This is a genomic window from Pseudomonas songnenensis (assembly GCF_003696315.1).
Classification (GTDB): Bacteria; Pseudomonadota; Gammaproteobacteria; order Pseudomonadales; family Pseudomonadaceae; genus Stutzerimonas; species Stutzerimonas songnenensis.
In genome coordinates, this window is record NZ_RFFN01000001.1 from 418,375 (window position 1) to 431,535 (window position 13,161).

9 protein-coding genes are annotated in these 13,161 nt (G+C 61.8%); 6 read left to right on the forward strand and 3 right to left on the reverse strand.

Annotated elements, in window-relative coordinates:
* The 5 genes from bioD (at position 1) to EA798_RS01950 (ending at position 6,544) form a co-directional block, all read left to right on the forward strand.
* Complete coding sequence (gene bioD, locus EA798_RS01930; RefSeq protein WP_122097863.1) at positions 1–708, forward strand: dethiobiotin synthase; 708 nt, start codon at positions 1–3, stop codon at positions 706–708.
* A 64-nt stretch (positions 709–772) separates the two neighbouring features.
* A complete protein-coding gene (locus EA798_RS01935; RefSeq protein WP_106157402.1) occupies positions 773–1,021 on the forward strand; it encodes a hypothetical protein in 249 nt (82 codons plus the stop codon).
* A 361-nt stretch (positions 1,022–1,382) separates the two neighbouring features.
* Complete coding sequence (locus EA798_RS01940; protein ID WP_106157403.1) at positions 1,383–3,188, forward strand: phenylacyl-CoA dehydrogenase; 1,806 nt, start codon at positions 1,383–1,385, stop codon at positions 3,186–3,188.
* A 150-nt stretch (positions 3,189–3,338) separates the two neighbouring features.
* Positions 3,339–4,628: a GGDEF domain-containing protein gene (locus EA798_RS01945; RefSeq protein ID WP_122097864.1), complete on the forward strand. Its 1,290-nt coding sequence runs from the start codon at positions 3,339–3,341 to the stop codon at positions 4,626–4,628.
* A gap of 137 nt (positions 4,629–4,765) precedes the next feature.
* The gene (locus EA798_RS01950; protein WP_122097865.1) at positions 4,766–6,544 is read left to right on the forward strand and encodes an acyl-CoA dehydrogenase C-terminal domain-containing protein; all 1,779 of its coding nucleotides are present in this window, start codon (positions 4,766–4,768) and stop codon (positions 6,542–6,544) included.
* A 415-nt stretch (positions 6,545–6,959) separates the two neighbouring features.
* Here EA798_RS01950 and msrA read toward each other — a convergent pair whose 3' ends face one another.
* Both msrA and EA798_RS01960 read right to left on the reverse strand, forming a co-directional pair.
* Positions 6,960–7,607: a peptide-methionine (S)-S-oxide reductase MsrA gene (gene msrA / locus EA798_RS01955; protein WP_122097866.1), complete on the reverse strand. Its 648-nt coding sequence runs from the start codon at positions 7,605–7,607 to the stop codon at positions 6,960–6,962.
* 112 nt (positions 7,608–7,719) lie between these two features.
* The gene (locus EA798_RS01960) at positions 7,720–10,392 is read right to left on the reverse strand and encodes a bifunctional diguanylate cyclase/phosphodiesterase (protein ID WP_122097867.1); all 2,673 of its coding nucleotides are present in this window, start codon (positions 10,390–10,392) and stop codon (positions 7,720–7,722) included.
* A 149-nt stretch (positions 10,393–10,541) separates the two neighbouring features.
* On the opposite strand from EA798_RS01960, the gene EA798_RS01965 reads away from it, so the two are divergent.
* Complete coding sequence (locus EA798_RS01965; RefSeq protein ID WP_122097868.1) at positions 10,542–11,030, forward strand: hypothetical protein; 489 nt, start codon at positions 10,542–10,544, stop codon at positions 11,028–11,030.
* Between the two features lie 106 nt (positions 11,031–11,136).
* Here EA798_RS01965 and aceF read toward each other — a convergent pair whose 3' ends face one another.
* Positions 11,137–13,143, reverse strand: a complete 2,007-nt coding sequence (aceF, locus tag EA798_RS01970; RefSeq protein WP_122097869.1) for a dihydrolipoyllysine-residue acetyltransferase — start codon at positions 13,141–13,143, stop codon at positions 11,137–11,139.
* Positions 13,144–13,161 lie beyond the last annotated feature (18 nt).

Sequence of the window (13,161 nt, forward strand, 5' to 3'; positions counted from 1 at the left end):
ATGGCCCACTCTTTCTTCATCGCCGGCACCGATACCGACGTGGGCAAGACCACCATCGCCGCCGGTCTGCTGCATGCCGCCCGCGCGCAGGGGATGTCCACTGCGGCGATCAAGCCGGTCGCCTCCGGCTGCGAGCTGACCGGGTACGGCCTGCGCAACAGCGATGCGCTGGCGCTGCTGGCCGAGTGCAACCCGGCGCTGGACTATGCGACGGTCAACCCGTTCGCCTTCGCACCGGCCATCGCCCCGCATATCGCCGCGCGCGAAGCCGGTGTCGAGCTGAGCGCCGAGCGCCTCGTTCAGGTGATACGGCCGGTGTTGGCGCGGCAGGCCGATTTCACCCTGGTGGAAGGTGCAGGGGGCTGGCGCGTGCCGCTCAATGCGCGGGAAAGTCTTTCGGCGGTTGTGCAGGCACTGGGCTTGCCGGTGATCCTCGTGGTCGGCGTGCGGCTGGGGTGCATCAATCACGCGGTGCTCAGTGCCGAGGTGATTGCCCGCGATGGTCTGAGGCTGGCTGGCTGGGTGGCCAACATCGTCGATCCGGCGACCTCGCGGCTGGAGGAGAATCTGGCGACGCTGGCCGAGCTGCTGCCAGCACCCTGTCTCGGCCGTGTGCCGCGCCTCGACCAGCCAGCTGCGCAGCAGGTCGCCCTCCATCTGTCGCTCGGTGCCCTGCAACTGCCTAGCGGTCGAGGTTCCACGAAATAGCGCCTTGCCGGCGCAACCGGCATCTGCTTGAATGCTGGCAACCTGATAGCGCGTGGAGCGAACCATGCAGATCACCAACAGCCTCATGGGCGCCGGACTGAGTGCCTTCCAGAACGGTCAGCAGCGCGTCGAGCAGGCCGCATCCGGCATTGCCTCGGCCAGTGCGCCCGCCCTGGGCAACTCTCAGGCCGTCGCCGAAATCACCGAGCAGCTGATTCAGCTGAAAGTCGGTGAGCACAGCGCCAAGCTCGGCGCCCGCATGATCCAGAGCGCCGATGAAGTGCTCGGTACGCTGATCGACACCCAGGCCTGATCGTCCGGCCTGGTTCCACAACGTTCGCACGCTTTCCGTTGCCGCCCCTCGGCGCCCGCCAGTCGATCTTTCCGTCCGCTCCATTGCGTCGCGCGCCCGCCTGCCGCATTTGCAACAGCTCGTTTCACTACCCTCCGCCCGGCCATCAATGTTCCGCTCAGGTGCTACACCTGACAGGCGGAGCGATGGCTTCTGGCTATGCAACGCCGGCGTGTTCCTTCGCTTGACATCGCACAGGTCGAAACGTATGTTTCAAACGCCTGTTTGACCTGCCGGGGCGATGCCGGATGGTCCAATTCATAATCAAGCGTGGCTGATCATCAGTCACCTGAACCAAGAACCTACCGCTGAGGTTTACGCTATGCCTGACTACAAGGCCCCCTTGCGCGATATCCGCTTTGTACGTGACGAACTGCTCGGCTACGAAGCGCACTATCAGAGCCTTCCGGGTTGTGAAGACGCCACCCCGGACATGGTCAACGCCATTCTCGAAGAAGGCGCCAAGTTCTGTGAGCAGGTCATCGCCCCTCTGAATCGTGTGGGTGACATTGAGGGCTGTACCTGGAGCGAAAGCGGCGTGAAGACGCCTGCCGGCTTCAAAGAGGCCTATCAGCAGTTCGTCGAGGGCGGCTGGCCGAGCCTGGCCCATGACGTCGAGCACGGCGGCCAGGGCCTGCCGGAGTCGCTGGGCATGGCGATCAGCGAAATGATCGGCGAAGCCAACTGGTCCTGGGGCATGTATCCCGGCCTGTCCCATGGCGCGATGAATACCCTGCATGAGCACGGCACTCCTGAGCAGCAGCAGGCTTACCTGACCAAGCTGGTATCCGGCCAGTGGACCGGCACCATGTGCCTGACCGAACCGCATTGCGGCACCGATCTGGGCATGTTGCGCACCAAGGCCGAGCCTCAGGCCGATGGCACCTACAAGGTCACCGGTACCAAGATCTTCATCTCCGCAGGTGAGCACGACATGGCCGAGAACATCGTCCATATCGTCCTTGCCCGTCTGCCCGATGCGCCGGAAGGTACCAAGGGTATTTCGCTGTTCATCGTGCCGAAGTTCCTGCCTAACGCCGAAGGCGAAGTGGGTGAGCGCAACGGTGTCTCCTGCGGTTCCATCGAGCACAAGATGGGTATCCACGGTAACGCCACCTGCGTGATGAACTTCGACGGCGCCACCGGCTTCCTGATCGGCCCGCCGAACAAGGGCCTGAACTGCATGTTCACCTTCATGAACACGGCGCGTCTGGGCACCGCTCTGCAGGGCCTGGCCCATGCCGAGATCGGCTTCCAGGGCGGTATCGCCTATGCCCGTGAGCGCCTGCAGATGCGTTCGCTGACCGGGCCGAAGGCGCCGGAAAAGGCCGCCGACCCGATCATCGTGCACCCCGATGTGCGCCGTATGCTGCTGACCATGAAGGCCTTCGCCGAAGGCAACCGCGCCATGCTCTACTTCGCTGCCAAGCAGGTCGACGTGATGCAGCGCAGCCAGGACGAAGAGCAGCGCAAGGCCGCTGACGCCATGCTGGCTTTCCTCACCCCGATCGCCAAGGCGTTCATGACCGAAGTCGGTTTTGAAGCGGCCAACCACGGCGTGCAGATATACGGTGGCCACGGCTTCATCGCCGAGTGGGGCATGGAGCAGAACGTGCGTGACAGCCGTATCTCCTGCCTCTACGAAGGTACTACCGGCATCCAGGCGCTGGACCTGCTGGGCCGCAAGGTGCTGATGACCCAGGGCGAAGCGCTCAAGGGCTTCACCAAGATCGTGCACAAGTTCTGCCAGGCCAACGAAGGCAACGATACCGTCAAGGAATTCGTCGAGCCGCTGGCCAAGCTGAACAAGGAGTGGGGCGAGCTGACCATGAAGGTCGGTATGGCCGCAATGAAGAACCGCGAGGAAGTCGGTGCTGCTTCGGTGGACTACCTGATGTACTCCGGCTACGCCTGCCTCGCCTACTTCTGGGCCGACATGGCGCGCGTTGCCGCGGAGAAGCTGGCCGCCGGCACCGAGGAAGAAGGTTTCTACAAGGCCAAGCTGCAGACTGCGCGCTTCTACTTCGCTCGCATCCTGCCGCGTACCCGCACTCACGTGGAAGCCATGCTGTCCGGCGCGGATAATCTGATGGACATGGCCGAAGCGGATTTCGCGCTTGGCTATTGATGGTGTGAGGCTGTAAACGAAGCCGCTGCTCTGCAGCGGCTTTTTTTTGCTCGTCGGCCACGTATTTGCGCCTTCTAACCAGCAATTGGCTGCATGTTCGTGTGTGTAGAGGCACAATGCCTGCTTTTCTTGTGGGTTGCCGGAGCCTTTGTGTCGCGTGCCGTCTCGCCTCGTTTCAATCACTTCGTAGCGCCGCTAGCCTTGCTGGTCGGTGGTGAGGTCATTGCACGCCAGGTATCGCTCAACGAGTTCTTCACTTCGCTTTATAACGTCCTGCCGACCGTGCTGCTCTTGCTCGGTGGTGCGCTTTGCTTGATGTACGGTCGCATCCGGGAGTGCTTCCTGCTGCTCTGCGTGTATCTCGTCTATTTCCTGCTCGACACGCATGCTGACCATTACCGCGATCATGGCAGGCTGTTGGATGACGCAGCCCTGACATTCCATCTGTGCAGCCTGCTGCTGCCATTGCTTTATGGCCTGTTCGGGGTATGGCGCGAGCGCAGCCATCTCGCCCAGGAAGGCTTGGCGCGTGCGGCGGTACTCTTTGCCGTCGGTATCGTGGCCCTGGCATTGGCGAGGCGATTTCCGGATGCGCTGCATGCCTGGCTGGTGGTGATCCGTTGGCCGGCCCTGCAGGCCGACTGGCTACAACTCATCCAGCTGGCGTATCCGGCTTTTCTTGCCGCGCTGGTGTTGTTGACGGTGCAGTACCTGCGTCAGCCGAGGCCCTCCCATGCTGCGCAGCTCGTCGGGCTGGCTGGCGTGCTGCTGTTGCTCCCGCAAACCTTCAGCCGCGGCGCGGCGTTGAATGTTCTGAGCAGCCACGTGTTGTTGATGCTGGTAGCGGCGATCGCCCATGAGGCCTATCTCATGGCCTTCCGTGACGAGCTGACCGGCTTGCCCGGACGTCGCGCATTGAACGAGAGGCTACAGCGCCTGGGTCGCCAGTACGTAGTGGCCATGGCGGATGTGGATCATTTCAAGCGCTTCAACGATACCCATGGGCATGACGTCGGCGATCAGGTTCTGAAGATGGTGGCCAGCCGACTGCGCAAGATAGGCGGTGGCGGACGCGCCTATCGTTATGGCGGCGAGGAGTTCACCCTGGTGTTTCCCGGCCGCAGCGTCGAAGAGTGCCTGCCGCATCTCGAGGCGGTACGCCAGTCCGTGGAGAGCTATGCGCTGCAGTTGCGCGACGCGAGCAGCCGCCCGAAGGATGACCGTCAGGGTCGCATGGCGCGAGGCAAGACGTCGGCGACGCAGGTATCGGTGACCATCAGCATCGGTGTGGCCGAGCGGCAGGGCGAGCAGCGCGTCCCGGGCGAAGTCATCAAGGCGGCCGACCAAGCTCTCTACAGCGCCAAGAAGGCCGGTCGAAACTGCGTGCGCGTACATGGCAGCGGGCGCGGCGCGGTGCGCATGAACGGGCATTCGCATTAAGCTTGAGAGGTGCTTATTGTGACCATTAAAAACCATTCGGTCACAAAAAGACGCTTAATCCTGTCTTCGTTATTCGGTTAGACTCGCTGGAAACGGCCCTCAGTGCCGCAACCCAGTGTCTTGCGAGGAACCTTGCCATGGCTGACTACCAAGCGCCGCTGCGCGACATGCGTTTTGTCCTGAATGAAGTCTTCGACGCGCCGAAGCTCTGGCAGACGCTGCCAGCGCTCGCCGAGGTGGTCGATGCCGAGACGGCCGACGCCATCCTCGAGGAGGCAGGCAAGATCACCGCCAACAGCATCGCGCCGCTCAACCGCAGCGGCGATGAAGAAGGTTGCCGTTGGGACGCCGGGGCGGTTTCGACGCCCGCCGGCTACCGCGAGGCTTATCAGTTGTATGCCGAGGGTGGCTGGGTCGGCGTCGGTGGTGATCCGGCATTCGGTGGCATGGGTATGCCCAAGGTGATCTCGGCGCAGGTGGAGGAGATGATGAACTCTGCCAGCCTGGCGTTCGGTCTGTATCCGATGCTGACCTCCGGTGCCTGCCTGTCGATCTACGCCCATGCCAGCGAAGAGCTGAAACAGAAGTACCTGCCGAACATGTATGCCGGTGTATGGTCCGGCTCGATGTGTCTGACCGAGCCTCATGCCGGCACGGATCTGGGCATCATTCGCACGAAGGCAGAACCCCAGGCAGACGGTTCCTACAAGGTCAGCGGAACCAAGATCTTCATTACCGGCGGCGAGCATGATCTGACCGAAAACATCATCCATCTGGTGCTCGCCAAGCTGCCGGATGCGCCGGCCGGTTCCCGCGGGATCTCCCTGTTCCTTGTGCCCAAGGTGCTGGTCAACGAAGACGGTACGCTGGGCGAGCGCAACTCGCTGTCGTGCGGCTCCATCGAGCACAAGATGGGCATTCAGGCGTCGGCTACCTGCGTGATGAACTTCGATGGCGCCACCGGCTGGATGGTCGGCGAGCCGAACAAGGGCCTGGCGGCGATGTTCACCATGATGAACTACGAGCGCCTGGGCGTCGGCATTCAGGGCCTGGCGACTGGCGAACGTTCCTATCAGAGCGCAATCGAGTACGCCCGTGATCGTATCCAGAGTCGCGCACCGACCGGGCCTGTCGCTCAGGACAAGGCTGCCGATCCGATCATCGTGCATCCCGACGTGCGTCGCATGCTGCTGACCATGAAGGCACTGAACGAGGGTGGCCGGGCATTCTCCAGCTACGTCGCGCTGCAGCTCGACATTGCCAAGTTCAGCGATGACGACGAGGCCCGGCAGCGCGCCGAGGCGCATGTCGCACTGCTGACGCCCGTTGCCAAGGCCTTTCTCACGGATATGGGGCTGGAAACCACCGTACATGGTCAGCAGATATTCGGCGGTCACGGCTTCATCCGTGAATGGGGGCAGGAGCAGCTGGTGCGCGACTGTCGCATTACGCAGATCTACGAAGGTACCAATGGCATCCAGGCGCTGGATCTGGTCGGTCGCAAGATCGTCGGCAGCGGCGGCACCATGTACCAGGCTTTTGTCGACGAGATCCGCGCATTCATCGCCGATGCGGGGCCCGAGCTGAAAGAGTTTGCCGAGCCGCTCAAGGGCGCCCTGGACAACCTGGACGAGCTGACTGCGTGGGTCATCGATCAGGCCAAGGCCAATCCGAACGAAATCGGCGCCGCCTCGGTGGAGTACCTGCATGTGTTCGGCTATACCGCCTACGCCTACATGTGGGCGCGCATGGCCGCTGTTGCGTTTGCCAAGCGGGCGGAAGGCGATTTCTACCAGAGCAAGCTCGGTACTGCGCGTTTCTATTTCGCGCGGCTGCTGCCGCGGATCCATTCGCTGAGCGCTTCGGTCAAGGCGGGTAGCGAGTCGCTGTACCTGCTCGACGCTGCTCAATTCTGAGAAGCTGCGGCTTAATCTAAAGGCAATATGAAATTATTTGGCCATGACGTGGAACGATTAAGCCGGCCCTTCGGTCATAAAAACCGCGCAATGTAAGCTTCGACTTACAGCTCTGTGTCATGGATGACGCGATGTAGGAAAAGGCTTACAAGGCGTGATGCACAATGGCTACTACAGGTCCGCGAGGGCAGGCAGTAATCTACTGCATAGGGACGTGGCGCATGGAAAGCGCGAATCAACAATACGGACCACTCAGGGAGCGGCGCCAGGATGGCGCGCGATCATGGATGTCAGGATTCAGTCTGCAGAGCCCCGCTTCGGCGGGGTTTTTCTTTTCTGCTTAGTTCTCCGCTTCAATCCCGTGCATTCAGGCTGACATTGACGCTTCGGACTTAACCCTTTCGCCTTATTTGCCTCAGTCCGGCATGCAGACACCTGTGCCGCCCAGCCCGCAATAGCCACCCGGATTTTTAGCCAGATACTGCTGGTGGTAAGCCTCCGCATAGTAGAACGTCGGTGCGTCGGCTATCTCCGTAGTGATTGCCGGAAACCCAGCATCGCTCAGACGCTGCTGAAAACGCTCCCGGCTGGCCTCCGCCTCGCTGCGCTGCTGCGCGTCCGTGCAATAGATCGCCGAGCGGTACTGGCTGCCGATATCGTTGCCTTGGCGCATCCCCTGGGTTGGGTTGTGCGCCTCCCAGAACGTGCGCAGCAAGGTGGCGTAATCGATCTGCCGAGGATCGAAAACCACCAGCACCACCTCCGTATGGCCTGTCAGGCCGGAACAGACTTCGTCGTAGGTCGGGTTCGGTGTCAAGCCGCCGGAGTAGCCTACGGCTGTGGTCCACACACCCGGTAACTCCCAGAAGCGGCGCTCTGCTCCCCAAAAGCACCCCATGGCGAATATGGCCTGGGATAAGCCGGCCGGAAAGGGCGGCTGCAAAGGGTTGCCGTTCACATAATGGGCCGGTGGTACCGGTACGGCCGTCGAGCGGCCGGGCAGCGCCTGCTCGGCAGTTGGCAGTGCCTGTTTGTTGACCAGTATCTGCGAGCGTAGCGACATGGTTGCCTCGGACGAAATGGGGGCGGACAGCTAGGCTACAAAAGCGGGCGTAACAGTGAAAGCTTGATGGTGACCGCGCGTCGCCGATCCTGGCGAAAGTGGTTGTCGGCGCTTAGCGCCAATGGGGATAGCGGCGCAAGGCGTCGCTCAGGATGTTGCCGGGAATCGGTTTGTCGAAGAGGTAGCCCTGGCCGATATCGCAGCGATGATGGCGGAGGAACTTCAATTGCTCGGCTGTCTCGATACCTTCGGCGACCACCTTCAGGTGCAGTTTGCGCGCCATGGCAATCACCGCGGACGTGATCTCCATGTCGTCCTGGTTATCGGGGATGTCCTTGATAAAGCTGCGATCGATCTTGATCACGTCAATGGGGAATTTCTTCAGGTAACTGAGCGAGGAATATCCCGTGCCGAAGTCATCCATGGCTAAGGTCAGCCCCAGTGCTTTCAAGCCGATCAGCTGCTGCCGGGTTTCTTCGGTTGCGTCGAGCAGCAGGCTTTCGGTCAGCTCCAGTTCAAGCTGGCCCGGAGGAAGCTGCTCTTCCAGAAGAATGGCGGCAATCGAGCCAAGCAGATCCGGATCGGAGAATTGCTTGGGAGACAGGTTGATTGCGATCTGTGGTTTGCCATGGCCCAGTGCCGACAGTCTGACGCCCATGCGGCATGCCTCGCGCAGGACCCATTTGCCGATAGGGATGATCAGACCCGTCTCTTCGGCGACACTGATGAACTGGTCCGGGCGGATCATCCCTTTCTCCGGATGGTTCCAGCGCAACAGCGCCTCCAGTCCCTGCAGCTGTCCGCTACGCAGGCAAAGCTTCGGCTGATAGAAGACTTCAAGCTCGTTCTGGGTGAGTGCGCGGCGCAGGTTGTTCTCGACGAACAGCTTGTAGTTGGCCTCGGCATGCAGGGCCTCGGTAAAGATCTGCACCTGATTCTTGCCGTTGGCCTTGGCCTTGTGCAGCGCTTGCCCCGCATGCTTCATCAGTGTTTCCGGATCACGTCCGTGTTGCGGCGAGCAGGCCAGACCCAGCGACGCGCTGACGCTGATCAGCTGCTTGTCGACGAACAGTGGCTTGTCGAGGACGCGCAGAACCTGATCGGCCAGCCGCAGTCCCTCATCCAGCTCCATGTCGTCGAACAGCAGGGCGAACTCGTTGCTGGCGAAACGTGCCAGCACGCTCTGCTGACTGAGGCCGTTGCGCAGTCGGCGCGCCAGGCTGGTAAGCAGCTTGTCGCCGGTCTGGTGACCGAGGCTGTCGTTGATTCGCTTGAAGTTGTCGATATCCACCAGCAGCAGGCAGAGCCGAGGCTCGGCACCTGCAGCAAAGCGTTCCTCGAGGCTACGGATGAAATATGGCCGGTTGCCGAGGTTGGTCAGGTTATCGGTATAGGCCAGTCGCTCAATATGCTGATGGGCCAGCTTGCTGCGGGTGATGTCTTCGTAGATGCCGATGTAATGAGTCAGCACGCCTTCGTCGTTGAACACCTTGGAGATCGAGAGCTGGCCCCAATAGGGCTCCAGATTCTTGCGACGGGAGCGGAACTCGCCCTGCCAGCTGTTGCTGTGGGCGAGTACCGATGAGGTATCGAACAACAGCTCGCTGAGATTTTCCAGGGCTTTGAGGTCGGTCAGGCGCTGGCCGCGCACCTCGGTCGCGGAGAACTGGCTGATGCTGGTGAAGGCCGGATTGACGTACTCCACGCGACCGTCACGGTCGACCAGGATGAAGGCGCTCGCGCTCTGTTCCACGGCGCGCTGGAACAGGCCAAGCATATGGGTCGCGCTGAGGCGCTGCTGGTTGGCCAGCACTTGCGCGTACTGGTCGGCCAGTTCTCCGGCGAAGGCGACCTCGTCAGCTTGCCATGCCCTCGGCTGACCGGCGTGCTGCAGGCTCAACACGCCAATCACCTCACCACCGACCCGGATGCTGGCATCGAGGATCGAGCGAATGCCTTGCGGACGATGGAGCTGCTCGCCTAATGCACTGGTTCGATGGTCCTGCGACACGTCCTGCGCATCGACGGCCCGTCCGCTCTGCAGAGCTTGCAGATAGCGCGGGAAGGGTGCCAGATCCACTTCCGGCAGCGTTTCATAGTTGTCGCTGCCGAGCCTGTAGCAAGCAATCGGCTCGAGGCGGGTGCCGTTCAGGTGCCAGATGGTTGCGCGGTCGACGTCATAGACTTCACAGGCGGCCTGCGTGATCAGTTGCGCTGCTTCCTGCTGTGGATTGGCGGAGCTGTACCGGTGTCGCGCCAGTTTAACGATAAGTCCCTGCTGCGTACGTGAGCGCAGCATGTGTTCGATGTGTTCGTCCTGCGTATGCTGGTGCTGCTGCAGCGAGGTGCGTAGACGGGCGTTCTGGGATCGGAGGTCTTGATCCGACTCTGGCCTTCGGCCCGCCATCAGATAGCCCCGCAGCAATTCACGACCGTACTGCTGGCAGACTTCGCCCAGTTCGGTGATATCCAGCACTCCGTCAGGTGTGTGAAGCCGGTAATTGACGGAGTAATGGTTGCGCGCGCTCAGCTGCTGCTGGATATCTTCATGCAGCTGAAGGCGGGCGCTGGGCTCCATCAGGCTGGCGTAAGGAGCGTCGATCAGTGAGCACAGGTCGCCGGCAGATACGCCGAGCAGGCGCTCACAGGCCGGGTCGAGAAAAAGCAGCGTCCAGCTGGACTCGTTCAGCCGCTCGAAACGCAGCATGCCGAGCCGCGAAGGCACTGGCAACTGCGTCACAACCTCGGTCGCCAGGCGGCTGGCGGCATCGGTATGTATTTTCATCGAGCGGTTGGCTTCCAGTATGCTCCACGGAGTCGGGCTGGCTCGGGCTCCAGGCACCGTTCCAGCGAAGGACGATGGCTAAATAATATTAATTTCGGCAAGGGTGCATCATGCGACAGGGACTGACAAGTCGACTTGCAAAGTTAGTGATGGTCTCGGTTTTCTGCGCGATCGGCACACCATTGATGGCGGCTGAGCCAATCGAATTCGGTTCTGACGAATCGACCCGTTACCTGACCGAACTGAAGAAGCTTTATCTCACCTCGAGCGATCGTACGGCGCTGCTGACGCACAGCAATAGCCTGTTGGATACCTACGCATTGCGTGCCGGTTACCAGGTCGGGCAGACCAACCCCCAGGATTTTCTCTACGAGCTGAGCGTCACCGCGCCGGGCGAATTGCGCATCCGTGAGGAGGTGCGTGGCAGCAGCGGCGGCGTAGCCGTTCGCAATCGCAGCCTGTCGGTGTTCGGTCTCGATCCCTACCTGCAATACCAGTGTCCTCCTCAGGGCGCCAGTTGCATCATCAACAGCCCGGTCGACGGTCTGCCGTTGGTGGTCATCCTGCGCGATCCCAAGGGCGCCGAAGAGCTCGCCAAGGCATTGTCATTTCTGATCCGTAACCTGCAAAAGGGCTGACAGAAGGGCACCATTTCTCTTGCGCGGACGGGATTCCGCTACGGTGGAAAACAAGAACGCCGCATCTTCGTGAGAGGACGCGGCGTTCTTGTTTGGGTGCAGCCGTTTACAGCAGCATCGTACGAATATCCGCCAGCAGCTCGGATAGGCGCTTGGTGAAGCGCGCCGCCGCCGCACCGTTGATGACGCGGTGGTCATAGGATAGCGACAGCGGCAGCATCAGACGTGGCTGGAAGGCCTTGCCATCCCACACCGGCTGCATGGCCGCCTTGGAGACGCCGAGGATCGCCACTTCCGGCGCATTGACGATCGGCGTGAAGCCGGTGCCGCCGATGTGGCCGAGGCTGGAGATCGTGAAGCACGCGCCCTGCATCGCATCCGGAGAAAGCTTCTTGGTGCGGGCCTTCTCCGCCAGCTCCGCAGCCTCGCCAGCCAGTTGCAGCAGACTCTTCTGGTCGACGTTGCGAATCACCGGGACCATCAGGCCATCCGGCGTGTCGACGGCGAACCCTACGTGCACATACTTCTTGCGGATCAGCGCCTTGCCGCTCGGGGCCAGCGAACTGTTGAAGTCCGGCAGTTCCTTGAGCAGGTGCGCGCACGCCTTGAGCAACAGCGGCAGCACGGTGAGCTTGACCCCAGCCTTCTCGGCGATCGCCTTCTGCGCAACGCGGAAAGCTTCCAGCTCGGTAATGTCGGCCGACTCGAACTGGGTCACGTGCGGTACGTTGAGCCAGCTGCGATGCAGGTTGGCGGCACCGACCTGCATCAGGCGGGTCATCGGCACCTCTTCGACTTCACCGAACTTGCTGAAGTCGATCACCGGGATCGGCGGAATGCCCGCACCGCCGGTAGTACCTTCGGCAGGAGCCTGCTTGACCTTGTGCAGCATGTTCTTGACGTAGGCCTGAACGTCTTCCTTGAGGATGCGTCCCTTCGGGCCGGTGGCCGGAACATCAGCCAGTTCTACGCCAAACTCGCGTGCAAGCATGCGTACCGCCGGCCCCGCATGCACCTTGGTGCCAGCCTTGCTCGGGCCGCTGACCGCCGGAGCGGGCGTCGCGGCAGCCTTCGCCTCGGGAACGCCTTGCTTGTTCGGTGCGACGGCCTGCTGCTGCGGCGCAGCCTCTTCCGCCTTGGGAGCGGGTTTCTTCGCCGGTGCGGTGCCTTGGACCTTTAGGGTCAGGATCAGATCGCCGGTCTTGGCTTCGTCGCCGACCTTGATCGACAGCGATTCCACGATACCGGCCTTGGGCGCCGGGATCTCCATGCTGGCCTTGTCCGATTCCAGCGTGATCAGCGATTGATCCGCCTCGACGCTGTCCCCGGCCTTGACCATCACTTCGATGACATTGGCGCTGCCGCTGGAGCCGATGTCCGGGATACGCACTTCTTCCACGGATTCGCCGGCGGCTTCGGCAGGCTCTTCAGCTGCCGGCTCGCTGAGCTTTTGCTTCGGAGCGCTTGCGGCCTGGCTCGCTGGCGCCGTGCCTGGCGCCAGCTTGCTGGGCGCTGCGCCTTTGAGAATCAGGATCAGATCGCCGGTGCCGACTTCGTCGCCCACCTTGACCGAAATGCTCTCGATCACGCCGGCGGCAGGAGACGGAATCTCCATGCTGGCCTTGTCCGACTCGAGCGTGATCAACGCTTGTTCAGCGGCAATGGTATCGCCGGCTTTGACCGCGATTTCGATCACGCTGGCTTTGCCCGAGGAGCCGATATCAGGAACCTTGATCTCCTGTGTCTCGCCTTCGCCGGCCGAGGCCGAAGCATCGTCGTCGCCCGGAGGCGTCGGCGCTTCGGCTTCATCTGTCGGGCCGCCGGTCGCCGCGCCAGCGGGTTCGGCTGCAGCCTGTGCCGGAGCCGCACTGTCCTGGCCTTCTTCGCTTTCCAGCTCCAGCAGCTCGTCGCCTTCTTTCAGGCGATCGCCGAGCTTGACCTTCAGGCTCTTCACCACGCCCGCCTTGGGCGCTGGAATTTCCATGCTGGCCTTGTCGGACTCGAGCGTCAGAATGCTCTGGTCGGCTTCGATACGGTCGCCGACCTTGACGAACAATTCGATTACTTCACCCTCACCGCTGCCGATGTCGGGTACGCGTATGGTTTCACTCACAATAGGTTCTCCTGTGCG

What these genes read in the sequence shown, in the direction of transcription:
- EA798_RS01965 (WP_122097868.1), top strand. Translation starts at nt 10,542, where the DNA reads ATGGTCTCGGTTTTCTGCGCGATCGGCACACCATTGATGGCGGCTGAG.
- EA798_RS01940 (WP_106157403.1), top strand. Translation starts at nt 1,383, where the DNA reads ATGCCTGACTACAAGGCCCCCTTGCGCGATATCCGCTTTGTACGTGAC.
- bioD (WP_122097863.1), top strand. Translation starts at nt 1, where the DNA reads ATGGCCCACTCTTTCTTCATCGCCGGCACCGATACCGACGTGGGCAAG.
- msrA (WP_122097866.1), bottom strand. Translation starts at nt 7,607, where the DNA reads ATGTCGCTACGCTCGCAGATACTGGTCAACAAACAGGCACTGCCAACT.
- EA798_RS01935 (WP_106157402.1), top strand. Translation starts at nt 773, where the DNA reads ATGCAGATCACCAACAGCCTCATGGGCGCCGGACTGAGTGCCTTCCAG.
- EA798_RS01960 (WP_122097867.1), bottom strand. Translation starts at nt 10,392, where the DNA reads ATGAAAATACATACCGATGCCGCCAGCCGCCTGGCGACCGAGGTTGTG.
- EA798_RS01950 (WP_122097865.1), top strand. Translation starts at nt 4,766, where the DNA reads ATGGCTGACTACCAAGCGCCGCTGCGCGACATGCGTTTTGTCCTGAAT.